Raw genomic sequence first — 19618 nt, 5'->3', positions numbered from 1 at the left:
GCTTTAAATTTAAAGATTAAAATAAATGGCGCATTTTTTTTGTGCAGCTGCCAAAAGGGCTTTAATAGGCTTAAATTATGATACTGAGATGGATAAAGTATCTTTGCTGCAGATGAATATTTCGGCAGAATTGATAGGGTGGTACGAGGCAAATAAACGCGATCTGCCCTGGCGCAACACCACTGATGCATACATTATATGGCTATCAGAAATTATATTACAGCAAACTCGAGTGGAGCAGGGGCTACCCTATTTTGAACGGTTTGCCGATAAATACCCAACTGTTTCGCACTTCGCTGCCGCGCCCGAGGATGATATATTACGGCTGTGGCAAGGGCTGGGTTATTATTCCCGCGGCCGAAACATGTTAAAAACAGCACAACTGGTGCAGCAGCATTATAATGGTGTTTTCCCTACCGCTTACGAGCAGCTTATTAAACTAAAAGGTATTGGCGAATACACGGCCGCCGCCATATCATCATTCTCGGCCAACGAGGCTCGTGCCGTGGTGGACGGGAATGTTTACCGCGTACTGGCGCGTTATTTTGGCATTGATGAACCCATTAATTCGCCCAAAGGGAAAAAGCTCTTTCAACAACTTGCCAACGAGGTATTGGACCATGAGCGTCCCGCCCAACATAACCAGGCCATGATGGAGTTTGGTGCCATGCTTTGCAAACCTAAAAACCCCGCCTGCGGTATTTGCCCCATAAGGCTGGGCTGTGTGGCTTTTAAAACTAATGCAACTACATCGCTGCCGGTAAAACTAAAAACAGTTAAAGTGCGCAAAAGATATTTTAACTATTTGTTAATTACAGAGGGCGACAAGGTATTGCTGAACAAGCGCGGCGAAACCGATATATGGGCCAATATGTACGATCTGCCGCTTATTGAAACCGATGGGACTGTTGAGCCGCACAAACTTTTTGAACTTCCGGATGTACAACAAATATACGGCAATGGTATAGCTATCAGGAATATTGAACCTGAAATCAAGCATGTGCTAACGCACCAGCAATTGTTCATCAGATTTATTGTGTTAAACGGACAGCCTGAAAAGCTGCAACCGGGTTGGTTTTACACCAAGGTTGATAATTTAAATAAATTAGCTATGCCGAAGCGTATTTTTATATTTATAAAAGATTTTTTTAATTTCTAAATAATTCTTCGTTAATTTATGGCATGTCTGGAATTAATAAAGTAATACTTGTTGGTCATTTAGGAAAGGACCCGGAAGTAAGGCATTTGGAAGGCGGCGTGGCCGTGGCGAGCTTTCCGTTAGCTACTTCTGAAACGTTTAATAAAGATGGCCGAAAAGTAGAACAAACCGAATGGCACAATATTGTAATGTGGAGGGGGCTTGCAGACGTAGCCGCCAAATTTTTACAAAAAGGAAAACTGGTTTACATAGAAGGAAAACTACGCACCCGCTCTTTTGAGGATAAAGAGGGTATTAAAAAATACACCACCGAGGTAGTGGCCGAAAACTTTACTATGCTCGGCCGCAAAACCGATTTTGAGAACGAAGCACCACCACGTAGCAACAGCAAAGCAAATTCCGTTGACGCTGATGCGTTCAAGGGTAACGATACTGAAGACCTCCCCTTTTAACCTGATAAGTTTAAATTATTTTAAGCCCTGCCGGCAACGGCGGGGCTTTTTTTATCCTTAAACGCCCGTATTCTCTGCCGGGAAATTTAGGTAGAATGTAGTGCCCACACCAATATTGGTTTCGAACCATATTTTGCCGCTGGCATTTTCTATAGAGTTTTTTACAAAGGCAAGTCCCAGCCCGGTTCCTGAGCTTTTAGTGGTAAAGTTCGGCTCAAATATTTTATCGCGCATGTTTTCGGGGATGCCGTTGCCATTATCCTTTATGGTAAGCAGCACGTTTTTACTGGTTACCAAAAAGTTTATCTCAATAAGGCAACTACGCTCGGGCGGTGTAGCCTCTATGGCGTTTTTGAGCAGGTTGTTAAAGCAGCGCAGTAATTGGTCGCGGTCGGCAGCTATAAAGAACGGCGCCGGGGGCGGCATCATAACGATGCTCACGTTATCCATCTGCTTAAAAATGATAACAGCCTGCCCCAGCATCTCGAACAAGTTGATGCTTTCTATCCGTGTATCGGGCATTTTGGCAAAGGCCGAAAACTCTGATGCGATGTTTGATAAGCTCTCTATCTGCTCCACAAATGATTTGCTGAACCGATCGAATTTAGCATCAAACTTAGGGTCTTTATCCTTCCACGATTTATCCAAAAGTTGCAAACCCAGCTTCAATGGCGTAAGCGGGTTCTTAATTTCGTGAGCAACTTGTTTGGCCATTTCGCGCCAGGCGGTTTCGCGTTCGCTTTGGGCCAACTTGTGAGCGCTGTTCTCCAGCGCGGCTATCATGTTGTTATATTCTTTTACCAAAGCCCCTATCTCATCGTCGCGCTCCCATTTTATGGGTTCGTTCTTTTTACCGTAAATAGTTTTACTGAGGTTGTATTGTATAAAATTGAGCGGGGCGGTTATCTGCCTTGCAATAATTACCGCAAACAACCCAATGGCTATAAAAACCAGGGCGTATACGTTTATCATGATGTTTAGCAGCGAGCCAATGCGCTCGGTGTACTCCACGGCATTAGCAAAATACGGCAATTGCAGGTAGGCAACCAGTTGGTGGTTGCCATTACGTAACGGGGCGTAGGCTGCTTTATAAGTGAGTTTACTTATACGCTCCTCGTTCACAAATTCCGATTTCTGCTCGTCGGTTAAGGCAATATAGGCGCGGCCGTTCATGCGGCGGGCAAGCAGGCCGTAATCGTAAATTTTGGGCTGGGTTGATATCAGCACGCGGCCATCAAGATCGTACAGGGTTAAGTCGGTATTGTAATTATCGGCCAGTTTATCAAAAGCTACACGGGCTTCTTCGCTAATGTTGCCGGTGTAATTATTAATAGTGCCGGTCTCTAATACGCCGGCTATTTGCATCAGCTTGGTACGGATATTTTTATCCTGCTGGCTTTGGTATTGCGTACTGATAGATACGAAGGTGATAATCCCCACTAATACCAAAGTTATCACCACGGCAAATATCATCGAAAACTGTATACGTGTTTTATATAGCAGCTTATCAAAATTCCACTTAAAGCTCCAATTGATGCGGTTGTTGTTGATGTTGAATATCTTCACCTTTATCCACAACAGGCGCACCAGCAACACAAGGCCTGCAAAGGCCAATATCACCACAAAAAAGAAAGTAAGCGCCGTAACAATAGATGCTACCCTATTCTCTTCGCGGGTAACTACTATGAGGTTGCGGTTGCTGGGTTTATAAAGCAGGTGGCTGTACTGTGTAAAGCGATCGAAAAAGCCGGGGCGGCTGCCTGGGGTAAGCAGTGTGGTATATTTTTTTACTTCGCCTTTAAAGGTTTTATTGGTTACACTATATACATAATTACCGCTTTGCCCTATCAGCATATTATCGGTATAAAACGCATAAGAGTAATCTTTAAACTCGTCTTCGGGTTTATCGTTTTTATCTATCAGCAATTCGGGGAAAGTGCCGGTGGCAAGTAGCGGGCGTGCTTTCAGTTCAATTACTACGGTGCCCAGCATATCCTCCCCATCAATTACCGGGAGTATGGCAAAGTAACTTTGAAAGCCAAAGGATTCGTTCTCGCGGTAAAAATAATCCGACACCTTGAACGAGCTGTACTGCACCATATCCTTAAATACATCAAGCGGATATTCAGTATCGGCAGCAGAGAGGGGCTGGTCATCAAGCCCGAACTCGTGTATCTTAAATTCGTATTTAGAAAGGTACCTATCAAAGTAGAGTTTTTGCAGACGCGAAGCCAGGTAATCGTTTGTATGCAGTCCCCCTTTAAAATACTGGATTATCGCTTTTTCTTTGATGATGCTTTTCTCTATCTTTTTAAAAAGCGTATCGGCCGTAACATCATCAGGTATCTCCAACCGGCGAATAAGCACGCGGCTTATGGCCCGTTGTTTATCAGCCTCGAACCGATAAAGTTTTATCGACGAGATAATGGCGCAAATAAATACGATGATAAGGAAAGATACCGCTGTAAACCTGCGGTCGCCATACGCATAGTCGTACCCGCGCGATAGCACCAGTATGGCCCATAAAATATAAAACAGAGTAAACTCGTCAAACCAGGCAACCAGGCCCGTAACAATAACTATACCCGCCAAAAGCAAAATGCCCTGCTGCTTGAGCGGGATGCTTAGTTTTGCGCAAATAGTTAAAACCACTTCGCTCAGCAACACAAATATCATAAAGCTGAAACAAAGCATCAGCACGCCTACCATACTGTAAACAGATAGGTTAAGCACGTTATTTACATCGAAACTTATTTTAGAGTTGTTAACAAGCCCATAAAACAGCTGTAGCAAACTTCCCGAGGTTGCAACCAACACCGCAAAACACAGTACAAAGATAAAGTAGCTTGCTACCTTACCGGGCTGGCCATTTATAAGTTTAGCCCGCAGGCTATACACATAGGCTATAAACCAACTGATGCCGAGTATATTGAGGCAAAAATCGCCAAGGGAAGGGTAAATACTGCTGGAGCCATACAATTGCGGATTAAAGAGCCGCAAGGGCTGGGTAAAACTGGGCCAGCCATAGTGCAGGTTAATAAACCTGAATGCTACAATAAATATTGCCAGTGTTAGGGTTGAAAGATATACCAGCCCACGGTTAGCCAGGTAGGTTATCATTACATGGATAAATACGCACAGGCTTAGCATAGCCATTATCCATATTGTGAGCTCGAAGTAAAAGAAGCGGTTGTTTACACCACCGTTAACCAGCTTTACCGAAAACAGGTACACGCCTTTATAGTCGTGTATGGCGTATACGCCTTTGTCGGTAAAGTCGGCAATATCAATATTGGTATCGTCGGTAAGTCCGTTGGTGAAGGTGTTTTGCAGGTACTTATTCTGGAAAGAATACCTGTTTTTTACCGAGATGAAGAAGATGGCTGTAAAATCACCTTCTGTGCGTTTGATAACTTCGTAATAGCCATTGTCCGACCGGATGAACGAGCTGCCCTCTTTGAGCTGGAGGGGGTTATCGGGGATAATTTTAGCACCGCTCCAAAAATTTATCCGGCCGTTTTTCAACGTTATCAGCCAAATACTTTTTTGGAGCGTGTTATCATTAATAAACTGCAGCGCCTCTTTTTGCCGCGAGGGCATATTTTTAATAAGCGCGAAAGTTTCCTTATCGTTTATAAGGTTGTAAACATATTGCTCGCGCTGGTGCAGGTTATCTTCCAGCACCTGGGCGGTTTGCGCCAAGTTATTTGCAGGCGAATACGTTTTCTCAACAATTATTGCAGTGATGAGTAAACTGGCGAACAAAAGCCCCAGTAAAGCGCGTATTTTTCCGGCTGTAGTCAAAGGTGTTTATAAAGCTAAAAATTAACCACAAACAAAACTACAACGGGGGTATTTAGTTTTGCTTTCTTAACTTTATAATACGGCGGCAGCTGTAGGCACGGTTTTATCAACCTTTTTAACCAAACCTTGCAGCACTTTACCCGGGCCAACTTCGGTGAACGAAGTGGCGCCATCGCGCAGCATTTGCTCTACGGTTTGTGTCCAGCGTACGGGGCCGGTCAACTGGGCTATCAGGTTGTGTTTTATTTCGTCGACAGCAGTGTGTGGTTTTGCATCTACGTTTTGGTAGATAGGGCAAACCGGCTCTTTAAACTCAGTGTTTACAATAGCAGCTTCCAGTTCTACCCGAGCAGCTTCCATCAATGGAGAGTGGAAAGCACCACCCACGTTAAGCTTCATGGCGCGTTTTGCTCCGGCAGCCAATAATTTTTCGCAAGCAGCATCGATACCGGCAATACTGCCCGATATCACCAACTGGCCCGGGCAGTTGTAGTTAGCCGGAACCACTACATCGCTCACCTGCTGGCAAATATCTTCTACAGTAAAATCATCCAAAGCTAATACAGCAGCCATGGTACCCGGCTGTATTTCACAGGCTTTTTGCATCGCGTTAGCACGGGCAGCAACCAAGCGCAAACCATCTTCGAAAGATAAAGCACCGGCAGCAACCAAGGCCGAAAATTCGCCCAGCGAGTGGCCTGCAACCATTTCCGGCTCAAATTCGCCCATAACTTTTGCCAAAATAACCGAGTGCAGGAATATAGCCGGCTGGGTTACGTTGGTTTGTTTCAGGTCCTCTTCGGTTCCCTCGAACATTACATCGGTAATGCGGAAGCCTAAAATATCGTTCGCTTTTTCAAAAAGCTCTTTTGCTTGTTCGTTGGCCTCGTAAAGGTCTTTACCCATACCCGGGAATTGGGCACCCTGCCCAGGGAAAATGTATGCTTTCATAAGCCCCCTAACCCCCTGAAGGGGGAATTTTATTGGTTAATAATTATACTTCGTTTATGCTCCTGCTCCCCCTTCAGGGGGTTGGGGGCTCAACTTAATCTGCTCGAAATTAAGTTTAAAAACTCCGTCCTTGTTTTTTCTTTTAAAAACTCGCCGGTAAATGCCGAGGTGGTGGTTACCGAGTTTTGCTTTTGCACGCCGCGCATGCTCATGCACAGGTGGCGGCACTCTATTACCACGCCTACACCTATCGGGTTCAGGGTTTGCTGTATACAATCGCGTATCTCGTTGGTGAGGCGTTCCTGTACCTGCAAACGGCGCGAAAACACATCCACCACGCGAGGTATTTTACTCAGCCCTACTACATAACCGTTGGGTATGTAAGCCACGTGCGCTTTTCCAAAAAAGGGCAGCATGTGGTGCTCGCACATCGAGTATACTTCAATGTCTTTCACAATTACCATTTGGCTGTAATCCTCCTTAAACATGGCCGAATCCAGTATGGCTTTGGCATCCAGATCATAGCCGTGGGTAAGGTACAGCATAGCCTTGGCCATACGCTCGGGGGTTTTCAGCAAACCATCGCGCGTAGGGTCTTCGCCTATATGCTTTAATACATCCAGGTAATTGTCCGACAGGTGTTTTATCAGTTCGGGGTTGTAACGGTCAACCTTTTGGTAGCCGTTTATGCCCGCATCCCTGTCCGGAATGTTGTTATCGTTATCCATTATTCAGGTTTATTCGCCAAAGTACTCGGCAGAATTATTTTCGGTTTCAAACAAACGCACCGAATGCAAAAATACACCCGGGTAAGCCTCTATAGGGCCCTTCAACTGGTTAAATATCTCAATGGTAAGCAACTCGGTAGATGCCATTTTGCCCTTCATAAAATCAACATCCAAGTTGAGGTTCTTATGATCAAGCTTATCGATAATATATTCGTTTATTATCTCTTTAAGCTCTTTCAGGTCTATCAGGTAGCCTGTTGCGTGGGTAATTTCACCTTTTACAGTTACATAAAGGTTGTAATTGTGCCCGTGCCAGTTAGGGTTGGCGCATTTGCCAAACACTTCGGCATTTTTCTCAGCGCTCCACTCCTCGCGGTACATACGGTGTGCCGCGTTAAAATGTTCTTTGCGCGTAATGTGTATCATCATAGCAATTAATGGTGCAAATATACAAAACAAAAATAGCTGAGTTGTTTTATCTTAGTGGCTGAAATAAATTTGAAATATGCGCATTTTGTTTGTAGCGGCAACCGGAATGGAAGTTGGTGGGTTTATTTTAGATTTTGGCTTCCGAATTTCCGACTCCGAAAAAAAGAACATATTTAAAACAAGTTCTACCACAACCGATGATTCCCACTCGCTGTTAATTACGGGCGTGGGCATGGTGGCAACCGCCTTTGCCATAGGTAAAGAGCTGGCTACCAATCAGTACGACCTTGCCATAAACCTGGGCATTGCCGGCAGTTTCGACCGCAGCATTGAGCTGGGCGAAGTTGTAGAGGTGGTGGATGACGCCTTATCTGAACTGGGTGCCGAAGATGCCGAGGCATTTTTACCCATCAGCCTGATGGGCCTGGGCGAAAGCATGTTTAAAGCATCGGAAACTATTGCTAACCTTTTAAAGGGCAGCAAAGCAGCGGCCAAATACAAAAATCTTAAACAGGTACGCTCTATTACAGTAAATACCGTGCACGGTGAAGATGCCTCGATAGCGAAAATTATGGAGCGCATGAACCCGCAACTGGAGAGCATGGAGGGCGCGGCCTTCTTTTACGCCTGCCGGCAGGCGGGGGTGCCATGCCTACAGATCAGGGCAGTGTCAAATTATGTTGAAAAACGTAACCGGGATAACTGGCGCATAGGGTTGGCCGTGAAAAATCTGGATACATTTGCCATCGACCTGCTGAATACCATAACCCCAAAGACCTCCTAAGGGTAAGCAAAAGCAGTTGGTTATAGAAATATCGAATCCTGAACGCCGAATGATGAAGTTTAAAACTTCGGTATTGGGTATTCGAAATTCATTATTCTATATTAATACTTTTTAGGGGGCTTTATAACACGCTTATGAAACTTACCATTGGCTTTTCGCCCTGCCCTAACGATACCTTTATTTTCGACGCGCTTATTCATCATAAGATAGATACCGAAGGATTAGAATTTGAGGTATTTTATGATGATGTAGAAACACTTAACCAAAAAGCCTTTCGCGGCGAATTGGATATTACCAAGCTGAGCTACCATGCCTTTGCGTATGCTGCTGATAAGTACATATTGCTGGATGCAGGCAGTGCGTTAGGATTTGGTGTGGGGCCGATGCTGATATCGAAAACACCATTTTCGGTTTCCGAACTTGAACAAAACTCATCGCTTAAGATAGGCATTCCCGGCAAATACACCACAGCCAATTTTTTGCTCGGTTTAGCATTCCCGGAGGCTACTAATAAACAAGAGCTTGTTTTCTCCGACATAGAAAATGCTGTGTTGGATGGCAGAGTAGACCTGGGCCTCATCATACACGAGAATCGTTTTACTTACCAGGATAAGGGTTTACACAAAGTGATAGACCTTGGCGATTACTGGGAAAAACGCACGGGCTGTGCAATTCCGCTCGGTGGCATTGTGGCCAACCGCAATTTACCGGAGGATGTTCAACATAAAATAAACCGCGTGTTAAAACGCTCGGTAGAGTTTGCTTTTGCCAACCCGAAATCAGGCTTAGAATACATCCGCTCGCACGCCCAGGAAATGAGCGAAGAGGTAATGTATAAGCACATTGACCTTTACGTTAATAAATTCTCTGTCGATCTGGGATTAGAGGGCAAAAAAGCCGTGAAACTTTTGTTCGATACTGCTTTGGAGAAAGGTATTATCCCGTCTATTAACGAGGATCTGTTTCTGAACCCGCCCGTTGAAGCATAAAAAATGCCGGTGAGGACATCGGCATTTGAGGGATAATAATAAATCCTCATTCTGGACTTGTTTCAGAACCCCATCATACAAGCCACAACGCAAAGGCTCTTTGCATATTCAATACCTGCCGTATGGGGTCCCGAAATAAATTCGAGATGACGTTGGGTTTAATTACAAAGCTTTCTCTGCCAGCAGATCGTCCGTTAGCTTCTCAAACTCACTAATAAACTCCGTATAATAATGCCCGGTGCCGGGGCCGCTAAAGCCGGTGTGTATCTTGCGCACGTCGCCTGTTTTATCGATAATGATAGTGGTTGGGAAGCCTACTACCTTAGTTAGCATGGGCAAGCTTTTGGCAGTTTCTACTTTATTACTGGTATAGCCGGTTATCAGCAGCGGGTACGGAATGTTAAACCTATCCTTTATCTGCGTAACCGACTTCTGCGATTTGGCGAAATCGGTGGTACGCTCATACGCCAGGCCAACTACCTCCACGCCTTTTTTGTGGTATTTTTTGTAGTAATTTACCATATAGGCGGTTTCGTCCATACAGTTGGGGCACCAGGAGCCCATTATCTGGATAATGACCACTTTGTTTTTAAAACGCTCATCCTCCAGCGAAACCTCTTTACCGGTTAGGTCCTTAAAGGTAAATGCCAGTTTTTTGTAGCCCGGTTTTAACGCTGCTAACGAATAAGCATCGGGCAGTTTGGCGTTCTCGTTACGCACGGCTGCCCAAACATCGGTACCTGTTAGCCCCGAGAAGAATTTGCCTTCGCTCAGGGTATTATCATCGGCAACTTTTGCGGTAAACAAAAAGGCATGCCCGCCGTCAAAGCAGCTTAGGTAAAGCTGGTTGCTGGCTAAAGTGCCTTCTAAAAAGCGGTAATCGCCGGTGGTGGTTAAAAATGTACCGGTAACTTTTGCGCCAACTTGTTTAAACTCACCCACGGTAGTATCCCTGTCGCCGCCCTGGCCAAACACTGCCGACCAGCGCCCGCTTATATTATGTTGCGGTTTTTCGGCATCCTTAAAAAAGCGGTAGTTGGTATTGGCGGTTGCGGTGAACTCCTGCGCAACATCGCGCACGCCGAGGTGTTTAATAAACTGCCCGGTTAGGGTTTGCCCGCTTTGCTTCAACTTAAACTCCGAATCGAACAAAGGCATTTTGATAAATACCGAATCGCCAACGGCAGTTACGCCCGGCACTTTAAAACGCTCGGTACTGTTGATGATGGATAACTCCTGCTTACCGCTGCCGCTTACTTCAAAATTGAAAGGTATCTCATTACCAGTAGCGGTTTTTAAAGCTCCGCGCCAGGTGCCGGTAGCCAGTTTAGTTTGTGCCGAAGTTATGTTTGATAGCGAAGCCAATAATGCTGCGCCGAATATGATTTTACGAACCATAAAAAATGTCGACTAATTTTGTATACTTTCCAAAAGTAGTAAAAGCAGCCAACTATTTCAAAAGTTCTCGGGAAATGACGATACGCTGAATTTCCGATGTCCCCTCGTATATCTGCGTTATTTTGGCATCGCGCATCAGGCGCTCTACGTGGTATTCTTTTACGTAACCATAGCCACCATGTATCTGTACTGCTTCTATTGTAGTACGCATAGCGGTTTCTGACGCGAACAGCTTAGCCATTGATGCTGCCTGGGCATATGGCAAGTGGTTATCTTTCAGCCACGCGGCGCGGTAACACAGCAAGCGGGCGGCTTCTATTTCGGTTGCCATATCGGCCAGTTTAAATTGTATGGCCTGCAGGTCGGCAAGGGCTTTGCCAAACGCCTGCCGCTCTTTGGCATACTGCACCGATAGCTCGTAAGCGCCCGATGCTATACCCAATGCCTGCGAAGCAATACCAATACGCCCGCCCTCCAGTGCCGCCATGGCAAACTTAAAGCCGAAGCCATCTTCACCAATACGGTTCTCTTTGGGAACCTTCACATCGTTGAACATTAGTGAATGCGTATCCGAACCGCGTACGCCCATTTTGTTCTCCTTAGGGCCAACGGTAAAGCCTTCCCAACCCTTCTCCACAATAAAAGCATTTATACCGCGGTGTTTTTTTGCAACATCGGTTTGTGCAATAACAATAAAGGTTGATGCGGTGCTGCCCCCGGTTATCCAGTTTTTGGTGCCATTGAGCAGGTAGTGGTCGCCCATATCAATGGCGGTAGTACGCTGCGATGTAGCATCCGAGCCGGCTTCCGGCTCGCTCAGGCAAAAAGCGCCTATCACATCCCCTTGCGCAAGAGGTACCAAATATTTTTGTTTCTGTGCTTGGTTGCCAAATTTTTCCAACCCGTAACACACCAGCGAATTATTTACCGATACCACAACCGATGTAGAAGCATCTATTTTGGATAGTTCTTCCATTACAATGGAATATGAGATGGCATCCATGCCGCTGCCGCCGTACTCGGGCGAAACCATCATACCCATAAAGCCAAGCTCGCCAAGCTTTTTAATTTGTTCGGCCGGGAATTTTTGGTGTTCGTCGCGCTCTATTATACCGGGTTTTAATTCGTTTTGGGCAAAGTCGCGCGCGGCGCGCTGTATCATCAGGTGTTCTTCGGTAAGGTCGAATTGCATAAGTAGAATGTTGAATTAATATGCAAGCATAGCAAAATTAGGGGCATAAAAAAAGAGAGCTTTTTGTGAAGCTCCCTTTTCCCCTAATTAATTTAAACTATTGATTAAACCCAAAAAAAAGAACAATTCATCTCAACTTGGGCTACTGAGAATTCAATTAAGCCTGTAACACCAAAAAACGTTTTTACATAGGTAGATGTATTTATGTTTTTTATAAGATGATGCAGGACCGCTTAGATTTTAACAAAACCCAAGCCACGATTTTTGCCTTAAACTAAATATCGGTTTAAACGCGAATTTCTTTTGAAGAAATGCCAAAATTGTCCAATTGACACAATAAAACAATCAAATGTCTGATTATAAGGAAATTATAGACATTCATCAAATTTAACTGAGAGTGTGGGCGCGAACGCGTTTACAACTTTTATGTTTAAAGTATTTGAAAATATATTCTCGCAGCAAACGGAAAGAGCAAATAGGTGTTAATAAATGAAACTCTGTATATTTATGCGGAGCAAAATATCTGCTTTACAATACACACCTTGTATTTTTTTTCATACACCGTCTAAAAAATGAACAAAAAAAGAAACACCCGTGCCATAGCGCTTTTAACCGCTTCGGCAGCGCTTCTGGCGGCATGCAATAACTCCGCTCCGGATATGGCGAAGATATACGCCGAGAACGACCGCGTTTTTAAAAACATAGATACCACCGCCAAACCCGGCGACGATTTCTTCCAGTATGCCAACGGCCGCTGGCTAAAAGAGAACCCCATTCCGGGCGCGTACTCCAGCTGGGGTATTGGCAACGTGGTGCAGAACGACCTGCGCGATAAGTTGAAAAAAATAAACGAAGATGCCCTGAAAGCCAATGCCGAAAAAGGCAGTAACACGCAAAAAATAGGCGATTTCTATTTCAGCGGGATGGATACGGTGAACATAGAGAAGCAAGGTATTGCTCCACTGAAGGATGAACTGGCACAGATAGATAAAATAAGCGATACCAAAGCACTGGTTGCCGAGTTTGCACATTTGACCACCATTGGCGTGCCCACACCTATTGGTACCTACGTTGGGCAAGACGATAAGAATAGCAGCAAAATGATGCTGCAATTATACCAGGCAGGCATTGGCCTGCCAAACCGCGATTATTATTTTAATACCGATAAGCACAGCGTTGATATCCGTACAGATTATCAGCAAAAGCACTTGCCCATCGTATTTAAACTGATAGGTTTAGATGAAGCAGCCGCCAAAGCCGCTGCCGATAAAACCTACGAGCTGGAGAAATTCCTGGCATCTAACTCGCGCAAACTGGAAGACCTGCGTGACCCGTACAAGAACTATAACAAAATGGCGGTTGAAGGCCTGGGCAAACTGGCACCAACCATTGATTGGAAAAGTACGCTTGACCAAATGGACTATAAAAAGGTGGATAGTGTTATTGTAGGCCAGCCCGAATATTATAAAGCCGTAAGTGAAGCACTAAGCAAATTTACCCTTGCCGATTGGAAGAACTACCTGAAGAAAAACCTGGTAGGTGATGCCAGCCCGTACTTAAGCAAAGCTTTTGACGAGGAGAACTTCCGTTTCTTCGGTATGGCACTGTACGGCCGAAAAGAGCAGCTGCCTCGTTGGAAACGTGTGATAGATACCGAGAACGGTTTAATGGGAGAAGTGCTTGGGCAAATATTTGTGAAAGAATACTTCCCCGAAAAAACAAAGGAACGCTACGTGAAACTGGTTGAAGATATGCGCGCTACCTTTAAAGAGCACATTGAAAAACTGGATTGGATGAGCGCCGCCACTAAAGAGAAAGCCTATGATAAACTGGCCAAGGTAATGCCTAAAGTGGGCTATCCCGACAAATGGAAGGATTACAGCAGCCTCACTATCGACCGCAGCTCTTACGCGCAAAACGTAATGCGTGCCAGTGTTTTCCTGCACCATTTAAATGCCGATAAACTGGGCAAACCGGTAGACCGTACCGAATGGGGGATGACACCGCAAACCTATAACGCTTACTACAACCCGTCAAATAACGAGATAGTATTGCCCGCGGCTATCTTCATGATACCCGGCGCTTCTGACGAAAATATTGATGATGCCGTAGTTTATGGCTATGCAGCTGCATCAACCATTGGGCACGAAATGACACACGGTTTTGACGATCAGGGCCGCCAGTACGATGCACAAGGCAATTTGAAAGCCTGGTGGACGCCGCAGGATTCGGCGAAATTTGCCCAACGCGCCGAAATGCTGGTGAAGCAATTTGATGCTTACAAGGTTGGCGACCAGCACGTGAACGGCAAAGCCACCCTCGGCGAAAACATTGCCGACCTTGGTGGTATTGTTATCGGACTGGATGCCTTTAAAAAGACTCAACAATATAAAGAGGGCAAAACCATCAACGGACTTACGCCTACACAGCGTTACTTTATGGGTTATGCCTTGGGCTGGTTGGGCCACGATAGGCCAGAATCGTTAGCGAGCCAACTGCTGAGCGATGTACACTCGCCCGGCTTTATGCGCGTAAACGGCCCTTTTACCGATGTACCTGAGTTTTACGAAGCCTTCAAAATTAAAAAAGGCGATAAAATGTGGTTGGATCGTGATAAGAGGGTGAAAATCTGGTAGGGCTCATTTAACCACAGGTCCCAGAGAAAAAGCACAAAGGGCACAAAGATTTAGTTCTTTGTGCCCTTTGTGCTAATGGCTATGTAAAACCTTTGCGGGCTTTGTGGTTAACTAACCAAAATGTTATAACCTTGCTTATATTTACTCCATGCACATCTTAAGCTTGTCTGTAGGCCAGCATTTAATTCAGGAAATAAGAAACACCTCTTTATTGGAATGGGTTGGCGCGGTTACCGGTGCTGCGTGCGTATATTTGGCCGCCAGGCAAAGCATATGGAATTGGTGGGTAGCCATTATTAGCGTACTGGCATATGCCATCGTTTTTTACGAAAATCAACTATATGGCGATGCTTTACTGCAAATGTATTTTTTAAGCACCAGCGTGTATGGCTGGTATTTTTGGTTGAAGAAAACCGAAAAAGACGAAAAACCCATCACCAGCCTAAACAATAAAGAGTTGATATTAACTGCCGTTGCCACCGCAACGCTGGCTTTGGTACTTGGTTTGGTATTAGATAAATTCACCCCCACCAATGTACCCTATGTAGATGGTTGCTGTACGGCGATAAGCTTTATTGCACAACTTTTAATGACCCGCAAGGTATTGCAAAACTGGGCGCTATGGGTATTTGTAGATGCATGCTATGTGCCGTTGTACATATACAAAAGCCTTTATTTAACAGCTTTACTCTACGTGATTTTGCTTATAATTGCGTATAAAGGTTATATTGATTGGAATAAGCAATATAAGGCCGCCACACTGGCCAAATAAGAGAATTGAAACGAATGCAGAATTCCGAGATCGAACATACAAAATCCGACATTATAAAAATAGCCGTTGTTGGTCCCGAGTCTACCGGCAAATCGCACATGTCGGTTTTTTTGGCAAAGCATTATAATACCGTATGGGTTCCAGAATATGCCCGTGGTTATTGTGAAAAGCTTCCTGCCCCGCCCACCTGGCAGGATGAGATAAATATGTTTCATGGCCAACTGGCGCTTGAGCAGGAGTTATTACCGAAAGCCAACAAACTACTTATTTGCGATACCACATTCATCACTGTAAAAGTTTGGAGCGATGAGATGTTCGGCAAATCCCCACAGGAAGTGCTGGACGAATTACCACGCCACCCTTACGATCTTTACCTACTGCTCAACATCGACCTTCCCTGGGAAGACGACCCCTTACGCGATTTCCCGCACATGCGCGAACACTTTATGGCCATTTGGTATAAAGAGCTGGAAGCACTAAATGCCAACTACACCCTAATTAGCGGCACCGGACAAGACAGGTACGAGAATGCTGTGATGGCGGTGGATAGCTTCCTTAACACGATTCAGCGATGAAGCGATTCACACGATGAGAAAAGTTTAACAGGATGACAGGATTTGATAGATAGACAAGATGGCGGTTCTTTAAATCAGTACAACATCGCATCAGAGAATCCTAAAATCAAGCGCATCAAGGTTCAGAAAATAATTGGTGTAATCAACACGCCCTAATCTGTGAAATCCCCCCAAAATAATCCTGTTTTAATCCATCAATCCCTTAATCCTGTTAAAAAGACGTCGCAAATAAATCGTGTGAAAACGCATAATTTATCGTGTTATTACACCACTTTGAAAATATTTTTGAAATTTATCATCGTGTTATGCAACGTTGTAAAATACCCTGCGTCATTTACTATGAAACCTGACAATTAATTGGAAGCTGTATTTGTAGATAAACATTATCAACTGGTAGTTGAGTGTAAGCAGGGAAGCAAAAAGGCCTGTTACGAGTTGTACAAATTGTATTCTAAAGCGATGCTGAACATTGCCTTTAGGATAGTGGGCAACTTGGCCGAAGCGGAGGATATTTTACAGGAGGCATTTACCGATGCTTTTAACCGCCTGAAGGATTTTAGGCAGGAGACTACCTTCGGGCTTTGGCTGAAGCAAATTGTGGTGCACCGCTCCATAAACCTGCTGCGCAAACGCAAGCTGGATTTGGTGGAAATAGAAGACGGGCACCTGGATGATATTGCCAACGAGGAGCCCTGGAACGATGATGATATACAACACAAAGTGGCGCAAATAAAAGATGCCATGAAAGAATTACCGGATGGCTACCGGGTGGTACTATCGCTCTACCTGTTAGAGGGGTACGACCACGAAGAAATTGGCCAGGTGCTGGGGATAAACGAAAACACATCGCGCACCCAGTTTTTAAGAGCAAAAAGAAAGTTGAACGAGATACTAATTAGGAAAGGAATTACAAGATGAGCAAGCGTTTAGAAGATTTTATGGCCGATAACCGGGAAGAGTTTGACGACCTGGTGCCCCGCGCCGATATCTGGAACAACATCTCAAAAGAACTGGATGCCTGGGAGGCTGATGAGCAGCCAAAAAAGCGCGAGGCAAAAACCTACTCCCTTGGCTTCGTGTTAAGAGTGGCCGCCATGATCATCGTGGTTATGGGCATAGGTTTCGGCGTGTATACACAAAGCCAAAAAGGCCAACCCGGGGATAACAGTATTAACCTGGCCGAAATAAACCCCACTTATGCCAAACAGCAGGCGCAGTATGCATCGCTGGTAGAAACAAAAAAGGTGCAGTTGAAAAAGGTTGCCAAATTTGACCCGCAGCTTTATAACGAGTTTAATAACGAACTGCTTAAAATGCAGGCAAACTATAGTAAACTAAGAACAGATTTGGCCACCAGCCCTAACCAGGAACGTGTTTTACGTGCAATGATCCGGAACTTGCAGGTACAAGCCGAGGTGCTAAATCAGCAATTGAGTGTGATAGAACAATTTAATCAAAGTAAAAAGGATCAACAAAATGGAACTAAGGATATTTAACACCAGGGTGTTTGCATTAATTGCAAGCATTGCCCTAAGCACAGCGGCTTTTGCACAGGCAAAACCTGTTGCCCCGGTAGCGCCGCAAACTCCGGAGGCATCAACAGAACAATTTGACGATAAGGCTTTTAATAAACAAATGGCCGACCTGCAAAAGCAAATGAGCAAACTGCAGGTGCAAATGAATAAACTGCGCATGGATAAAAGCGCGCAGAAAATGGCCATTGCTTCTAAAAAGTTCAATAAAGAGTTCAAAGAGAAATTTAAGGATTTTGGTAAAAACTTCGCCGATTTTGGCAAGGGCTTCGGGACGGATTTTGGCAAAAACTTCTCTGGTAGCTTTAACGGTATGGTGCCTGGTGGTAACGGTAGTTTTTCTACTTATTCGGGCAGCTTCAACAGCACCAGCCATGCGGGCATGGATAGCGCCGAGTACCGGGAGAAAGTGGCCAGCGGCGAGATAAGCGAGAAGGTAAAAAACTACAGCAAAAGCTACAGTGTAGATGCCAACGACCTGCTGCAGATAAGCAACAGCTTTGGTAGAGTAACCGTGAACACCTGGAACAAGAACGAGTTTAAAGTTGATGTACAGATGAAATTCGGCTCGGACGATGAAGACCGCGTGAACGAAATGCTGAACGGCTCGAGCATTGAGGACAGCAAAGTTGGCTCAACGGTATCGTTCAGGACTAACCTGTACAGTGGCGAATCGCGCAGGCGCAACGGCCACCAGAATATCGAGATAAACTACACGGTGTACATGCCTGCCGGCAACCCTATCAATATCGAGAACAAGTTTGGTGCGGTATCTCTGCCCGAGCTTTCGGGAAAGGCTTTCGTAAAGGTATCATACGGAGCACTTACTGTAGCAGCACTTACAAACAGCCAGAACGATGTTGACGTAAGGTTTGGCGATGCCTCTATCAGCAACTTCAACAATGGCCGCATAGAAGTAGCCTACGGTAAGTTGAAGGCGGGTACTGTGAATAACATAGATGCCGAGATCAAATTCGGAGCTATCAGCATCGATAGGCTTAAAGGTTCGGCAGACGTGAGCGTACGATACGGCGATGGCTTCCGTATAGGCACTATCGATAAATCGGTAAAAAACATTAACGTTGATGCACAGTTCACCAAAATCAACCTTGATTTTAGGCAGCTGGAAAACTTTGCCTTTGATGTTACCACCAAGTTCGGCAGCTTTAATTTTGACGACGACCGCGTAAAGGTTACCTCGAAATCGCCATCGGACGAAGACAGAGGCTGGTCGTCTACCAAAAGCTACAAAGGCTATGTAGGCAGCTCGGGCTCATCAAACAAAATCGTTATTAACGCAAGCTACACCGGCGTAAACTTCAATTAAGCCGCAGTACAACATAAAAAATGGCTTTTTGCAAAACCCTTGCCCAAATTAGGCAGGGGTTTTGCTATTTTAGGGGGCATACCAAAATGTCTTATGGAAATATTTACCGACCCGGAAACCTGGGTATCGCTCATTACTCTTACGGTGCTCGAAATCGTTCTGGGTATCGATAACGTGATATTCATCTCCATTCTATCGGACAAACTGCCCAAAAGCCAGCAAGCCAAAGGCCGGCGCGTAGGTATGGCAGGCGCCATGATCACCCGCATATTGTTGCTGCTCTCTATCACCTGGGTAATGAAGCTCACTGCGCCCTTATTCAATATATCGGGCCTGGTGGGCGCTACCGACCCGGAGTGGGTAGAAAAACTCGCCATATCCGGCCGCGACCTGATACTGATCATCGGTGGTTGTTTCCTCATCTATAAAAGTACTGCTGAGATACACCATAAAATAGAGGGCGAAGAGGATGATGCGGAAAACGTAAAGCCAAAATCGTTTATGGCAACGGTGGTGCAGATCATGCTGCTGGATATCGTGTTCTCCTTAGATTCGGTAATTACCGCCGTGGGTATGGCACAGCACGTGGAAGTAATGATAGCCGCCGTTGTAGTGGCCGTGGGCATCATGATGTGGGCATCGGGCAGTGTGGCGGCTTTTGTAAATAAACACCCTACCGTGAAGATGTTGGCGCTGTCATTCCTGTTATTAATAGGCGTATCGCTGCTTGCCGAGGCTTTTGAACAGCATATACCCAAAGGCTATATTTATTTCGCTATGGCCTTCTCTATTTTGGTTGAAATGCTGAATTTGAAGATGAAGGCAAAACGTGCCGCTAAAACTACAAAGCGGGCGAGAGTGAAAAAGGACTAGCGTGCTTTGCCTTTGCC

Annotated in this window: 17 protein-coding genes; 11 read left to right on the top strand and 6 right to left on the bottom strand. The window is 45.2% G+C overall.

Annotation, left to right across the window (positions count from 1 at the left end; all coding sequences use genetic code 11):
• Positions 1 to 88: 88 nt before the first annotated feature.
• Both mutY and BC343_RS23285 read left to right on the top strand, forming a co-directional pair.
• Positions 89 to 1159: an A/G-specific adenine glycosylase gene (gene mutY, locus BC343_RS23290; RefSeq protein ID WP_238381841.1), complete on the top strand. Its 1071-nt coding sequence runs from the start codon at positions 89 to 91 to the stop codon at positions 1157 to 1159.
• A gap of 23 nt (positions 1160 to 1182) precedes the next feature.
• Entirely contained in the window at positions 1183 to 1611 is a 429-nt protein-coding gene (locus BC343_RS23285; protein WP_078350210.1) for a single-stranded DNA-binding protein, read from the top strand.
• Between the two features lie 57 nt (positions 1612 to 1668).
• On the opposite strand, the gene BC343_RS23280 is transcribed toward BC343_RS23285, so the two are convergent.
• The 4 genes from BC343_RS23280 to BC343_RS23265 form a co-directional block, all read right to left on the bottom strand.
• On the bottom strand, positions 1669 to 5415 hold the full coding sequence (locus tag BC343_RS23280) for an ATP-binding protein (RefSeq protein WP_078350209.1): 3747 nt from the start codon (positions 5413 to 5415) through the stop codon (positions 1669 to 1671).
• A gap of 72 nt (positions 5416 to 5487) precedes the next feature.
• Positions 5488 to 6366 (bottom strand): ACP S-malonyltransferase, encoded by an 879-nt coding sequence (fabD, locus tag BC343_RS23275; RefSeq protein WP_078350208.1) that lies wholly within the window; start codon positions 6364 to 6366, stop codon positions 5488 to 5490.
• Between the two features lie 89 nt (positions 6367 to 6455).
• Complete coding sequence (gene folE, locus BC343_RS23270) at positions 6456 to 7094, bottom strand: GTP cyclohydrolase I FolE (protein ID WP_078350207.1); 639 nt, start codon at positions 7092 to 7094, stop codon at positions 6456 to 6458.
• A 9-nt stretch (positions 7095 to 7103) separates the two neighbouring features.
• Positions 7104 to 7520: a 6-pyruvoyl trahydropterin synthase family protein gene (locus BC343_RS23265; protein ID WP_078350206.1), complete on the bottom strand. Its 417-nt coding sequence runs from the start codon at positions 7518 to 7520 to the stop codon at positions 7104 to 7106.
• A 79-nt stretch (positions 7521 to 7599) separates the two neighbouring features.
• Here BC343_RS23265 and mqnB point away from each other — a divergent pair, with 79 nt between their 5' ends.
• Together mqnB and BC343_RS23255 are read left to right on the top strand one after the other, a co-directional pair.
• Positions 7600 to 8307 carry a futalosine hydrolase gene (gene mqnB / locus BC343_RS23260; protein WP_078350205.1) on the top strand — a complete coding sequence of 236 codons (708 nt, stop codon included), beginning with the start codon at positions 7600 to 7602 and terminating at the stop codon, positions 8305 to 8307.
• Positions 8308 to 8441: 134 nt separating this feature from the next.
• Positions 8442 to 9296, top strand: a complete 855-nt coding sequence (locus BC343_RS23255; protein ID WP_078350204.1) for a menaquinone biosynthesis family protein — start codon at positions 8442 to 8444, stop codon at positions 9294 to 9296.
• Between the two features lie 162 nt (positions 9297 to 9458).
• On the opposite strand, the gene BC343_RS23250 is transcribed toward BC343_RS23255, so the two are convergent.
• Positions 9459 to 10694: a peroxiredoxin family protein gene (locus BC343_RS23250; RefSeq protein ID WP_078350203.1), complete on the bottom strand. Its 1236-nt coding sequence runs from the start codon at positions 10692 to 10694 to the stop codon at positions 9459 to 9461.
• Positions 10695 to 10746: 52 nt separating this feature from the next.
• On the bottom strand, positions 10747 to 11886 hold the full coding sequence (locus BC343_RS23245; RefSeq protein WP_078350202.1) for an acyl-CoA dehydrogenase: 1140 nt from the start codon (positions 11884 to 11886) through the stop codon (positions 10747 to 10749).
• Positions 11887 to 12458: 572 nt separating this feature from the next.
• Between BC343_RS23245 and BC343_RS23240 the strand changes: the two genes are divergently transcribed.
• From BC343_RS23240 to BC343_RS23210, 7 genes are all read left to right on the top strand, one after another.
• Positions 12459 to 14522 (top strand): M13 family metallopeptidase, encoded by a 2064-nt coding sequence (locus BC343_RS23240; RefSeq protein ID WP_078350201.1) that lies wholly within the window; start codon positions 12459 to 12461, stop codon positions 14520 to 14522.
• A gap of 148 nt (positions 14523 to 14670) precedes the next feature.
• Positions 14671 to 15294, top strand: a complete 624-nt coding sequence (gene pnuC / locus BC343_RS23235) for a nicotinamide riboside transporter PnuC (RefSeq protein ID WP_078350200.1) — start codon at positions 14671 to 14673, stop codon at positions 15292 to 15294.
• A gap of 14 nt (positions 15295 to 15308) precedes the next feature.
• Entirely contained in the window at positions 15309 to 15869 is a 561-nt protein-coding gene (locus BC343_RS23230; RefSeq protein ID WP_078350199.1) for an AAA family ATPase, read from the top strand.
• Between the two features lie 357 nt (positions 15870 to 16226).
• Positions 16227 to 16787: an RNA polymerase sigma factor gene (locus BC343_RS23225; RefSeq protein WP_143822322.1), complete on the top strand. Its 561-nt coding sequence runs from the start codon at positions 16227 to 16229 to the stop codon at positions 16785 to 16787.
• On the top strand, positions 16784 to 17365 hold the full coding sequence (locus tag BC343_RS23220; protein ID WP_078350198.1) for a hypothetical protein: 582 nt from the start codon (positions 16784 to 16786) through the stop codon (positions 17363 to 17365). The genes BC343_RS23225 and BC343_RS23220 overlap by 4 nt, the downstream gene beginning before the upstream one ends.
• On the top strand, positions 17346 to 18728 hold the full coding sequence (locus BC343_RS23215; RefSeq protein ID WP_078350197.1) for a DUF4097 family beta strand repeat-containing protein: 1383 nt from the start codon (positions 17346 to 17348) through the stop codon (positions 18726 to 18728). Before BC343_RS23220 ends, BC343_RS23215 begins: the two co-directional genes overlap by 20 nt.
• A gap of 93 nt (positions 18729 to 18821) precedes the next feature.
• Entirely contained in the window at positions 18822 to 19601 is a 780-nt protein-coding gene (locus BC343_RS23210) for a TerC family protein (RefSeq protein ID WP_078350196.1), read from the top strand.
• Positions 19602 to 19618 lie beyond the last annotated feature (17 nt).

Source organism: Mucilaginibacter pedocola, assembly GCF_002013915.1.
Lineage (GTDB): Bacteria > Bacteroidota > Bacteroidia > Sphingobacteriales > Sphingobacteriaceae > Mucilaginibacter > Mucilaginibacter pedocola.
The sequence above is the reverse complement of the archived record's forward strand: the minus strand, read 5'-3'. Positions and strand labels throughout refer to the sequence as shown.

Coding starts and splice junctions, on each gene's coding strand:
- mutY (WP_238381841.1), top strand. CDS start 89: ATGGATAAAGTATCTTTGCTGCAGATGAATATTTCGGCAGAATTGATA.
- BC343_RS23285 (WP_078350210.1), top strand. CDS start 1,183: ATGTCTGGAATTAATAAAGTAATACTTGTTGGTCATTTAGGAAAGGAC.
- fabD (WP_078350208.1), bottom strand. CDS start 6,366: ATGAAAGCATACATTTTCCCTGGGCAGGGTGCCCAATTCCCGGGTATG.
- folE (WP_078350207.1), bottom strand. CDS start 7,094: ATGGATAACGATAACAACATTCCGGACAGGGATGCGGGCATAAACGGC.
- BC343_RS23265 (WP_078350206.1), bottom strand. CDS start 7,520: ATGATACACATTACGCGCAAAGAACATTTTAACGCGGCACACCGTATG.
- mqnB (WP_078350205.1), top strand. CDS start 7,600: ATGCGCATTTTGTTTGTAGCGGCAACCGGAATGGAAGTTGGTGGGTTT.
- BC343_RS23255 (WP_078350204.1), top strand. CDS start 8,442: ATGAAACTTACCATTGGCTTTTCGCCCTGCCCTAACGATACCTTTATT.
- BC343_RS23250 (WP_078350203.1), bottom strand. CDS start 10,694: ATGGTTCGTAAAATCATATTCGGCGCAGCATTATTGGCTTCGCTATCA.
- BC343_RS23245 (WP_078350202.1), bottom strand. CDS start 11,886: ATGCAATTCGACCTTACCGAAGAACACCTGATGATACAGCGCGCCGCG.
- BC343_RS23240 (WP_078350201.1), top strand. CDS start 12,459: ATGAACAAAAAAAGAAACACCCGTGCCATAGCGCTTTTAACCGCTTCG.
- pnuC (WP_078350200.1), top strand. CDS start 14,671: ATGCACATCTTAAGCTTGTCTGTAGGCCAGCATTTAATTCAGGAAATA.
- BC343_RS23230 (WP_078350199.1), top strand. CDS start 15,309: ATGCAGAATTCCGAGATCGAACATACAAAATCCGACATTATAAAAATA.
- BC343_RS23220 (WP_078350198.1), top strand. CDS start 16,784: ATGAGCAAGCGTTTAGAAGATTTTATGGCCGATAACCGGGAAGAGTTT.
- BC343_RS23215 (WP_078350197.1), top strand. CDS start 17,346: ATGGAACTAAGGATATTTAACACCAGGGTGTTTGCATTAATTGCAAGC.
- BC343_RS23210 (WP_078350196.1), top strand. CDS start 18,822: ATGGAAATATTTACCGACCCGGAAACCTGGGTATCGCTCATTACTCTT.